At 64.8% G+C, this 2,622-nt stretch carries 2 rRNA genes; both read left to right on the forward strand.

Going from position 1 to position 2,622, the window contains the following annotated elements:
* Nucleotides 1–2,345 (forward strand): 23S ribosomal RNA (locus tag ACTNBY_RS09245); the annotation flags it as partial.
* 145 nt (nucleotides 2,346–2,490) lie between these two features.
* Nucleotides 2,491–2,606: ribosomal RNA gene (gene rrf, locus ACTNBY_RS09250) — 5S ribosomal RNA — on the forward strand.
* Nucleotides 2,607–2,622 lie beyond the last annotated feature (16 nt).

Consider the following 2,622-nt stretch of genomic DNA (forward strand, 5'->3'; position numbering starts at 1 on the left):
GGTGTGACGGCGTGCCTTTTGTAGAATGAGCCAGCGAGTCGCTGGCGCGGGGCGAGGTTAACCGAAAGGGAGCCGGAGCGAAAGCGAGCCTTAACAGGGCGACTTGAGTCCCGCGCCGCGGACGCGAAGCCGGGTGAGCTATCCGTGGGCAGGCTGAAGCGGGGGTAAGACCCCGTGGAGGGCCGAACGCACGTCGGTTGAAAACGGCGGCGATGACCTGCGGATAGGGGTGAAAGGCCAATCAAACCCGGAGATATCTCGTTCTCCCCGAAATAGCTTTAGGGCTAGCGTCGCGCGTTCACCGCCGGAGGTAGAGCACCGGATGGACGAGGGGGCTTCGCCGCCTACCGAATCCAACCGAACTCCGAATGCCGGCGGCCCAGAGCGCGGCAGTCAGAGCATGTGGGCTAAGCTGTGTGCTCGAGAGGGAAACAGCCCGGACCGCCCGCTAAGGTCCCCAAGTTCCAGCCGAGTGGCAAAGGATGTGCGTCCGCCCAGACAACCAGGATGTTGGCTTAGAAGCAGCCATGCATTCAAAGAGTGCGTAACAGCTCACTGGTCGAGTGGACATGCGCCGACAATACACGGGGCTAAGCTGGACACCGAAGCGGCGGGATTCTAATTCATCAGAATCGGTAGGGGAGCTTCCCATGGGCGGAGAAGCCGGAGGGCGACCGACGGTGGAGCGCATGGGAGTGAGAATGCTGGCATGAGTAGCGAGAGACGAGAGAGTAACTCGTCCGCCGTGAACCCGAGGTTTCCTGGGCAAGGCTAATCCTCCCAGGGTCAGTCGGGGGCTAAGGCGAGGCCGGGAGGCGTAGCCGACGCGCAGCAGGCAGACATTCCTGCACCGCGCACGCGGCGCTACGACCGACGGGGCGACGGATGGGGGTGGCTCGGCGGGGTTCTGGACGTCCCCGTGATGGAGCGCGGCCCGCGGACCAGGGAAATCCGGTCCGCATCGAGGGCGAGGCTCCGGACGAAGCACTTAAGCGAAGCGAGTGAGCCCGAGGTCCCTAGAAAAACCCCTAGGCAGGCGCGTGCGCGCCCGTACCGCAAACCGACACAGGTGGGTGGGTAGAACATACCGAGGCGATCGGGTCAACCATGGTCAAGGAACTCGGCACAATGGCCCCGTAACTTCGGGAGAAGGGGTGCCCGCGCGTACGTGAACGGACTTGCTCCGGGAGCGGAGGCGGGCCGCAGTGGAGAGGCCCAAGCGACTGTTTACCAAAAACACAGGACTCTGCAGAAGCCGCAAGGCGACGTATAGGGTCTGACGCCTGCCCGGTGCCGGAAGGTCACGCGGAGGAGTTAGCGCACCGCGCGAAGCCCCGAAGCCAAGCCCCGGTAAACGGCGGCCGTAACTATAACGGTCCTAAGGTAGCGAAATTCCTTGTCGGGTAAGTTCCGACCTGCACGAAAGGCGCAACGACTTGGGCGCTGTCTCGACCATGGACCCGGTGAAATTGCACTGGTCGTGAAGATGCGACTTACCCGCGGAAGGACGGAAAGACCCCGTGAACCTTCACTGCAGCTTGGCATTGGCCGCTGGTCCCGCGTGTAGAGGATAGGCAGGAGGCGAAGATCCGGAGGCGCCAGCCCCCGGGGAGCCGCCCTTGGAATACTGCCCTCGCGCGACCGGCGTCCTAACCCGAGGCCGTCAACCGGCTCGGGGACCGTGCCAGGCGGGCAGTTTGACTGGGGCGGTCGCCTCCTAAAGGGTAACGGAGGCGCGCGAAGGTCCGCTCGGGACGGTCGGCAACCGTCCTTTTGAATGCAAGAGTACAAGCGGGCTTGACTGCGAGGCCCACAAGCCGAGCAGGTGCGAAAGCAGGCTCTAGTGATCCGGCGGCCCCGAGTGGGTGGGCCGTCGCTCAACGGATAAAAGGTACTCCGGGGATAACAGGCTGATCTTGCCCAAGAGTCCACATCGACGGCAAGGTTTGGCACCTCGATGTCGGCTCATCGCATCCTGGGGCTGGAGCAGGTCCCAAGGGTACGGCTGTTCGCCGTTTAAAGCGGTACGCGAGCTGGGTTCAGAACGTCGTGAGACAGTTCGGTCCCTATCCTCCGTGGGCGCAGGAGAATCGATGGAGGCTGCCCCCAGTACGAGAGGACCGGGGTGGACGCACCTCCGGTGAACCGGTTGTCGACCAACGGCACGGCCGGGTAGCCGCGTGCGGCGCGGATAACCGCTGAAGGCATCTAAGCGGGAAGCCGTTCCAGGGATTAGTTCTCCTTCCGGTAAGGGCCCAGGTAGACTACCTGGTCGATAGACGGCAGGTGCAAGGCTGGCGACAGCCTCAGCCGAGCCGCACTAATCGCCCGAGCTCTTCCGGAACCGCACCTCGCGGCCCGCGGGACCCAGCGCTTGCGCGGTCCGGGCACGAGGATGCCCCCGAGTCACCTCCCCTATGCGCCATGCGGCCCCCAGGGCACGTGAGAGAGACACCCGGGCACCGAAGATACGGTGGGCGCCGCCCACCGGTCAGCGGCCAGAGCATGGGGGGCACGCCCGGTCCCGTTCCGAACCCGGAAGCTAAGCCCCATCGCGCCGAGAGTACTGCGGGGCCAGCCCGTGGGAGGCCAGGGCGCCGCTGACCGGTGGACGGCACCGAG

It is taken from the genome of Collinsella sp. HCP28S3_E12 (genome assembly GCF_052065595.1).
In the GTDB taxonomy this organism is placed as follows: Bacteria; Actinomycetota; Coriobacteriia; order Coriobacteriales; family Coriobacteriaceae; genus Collinsella.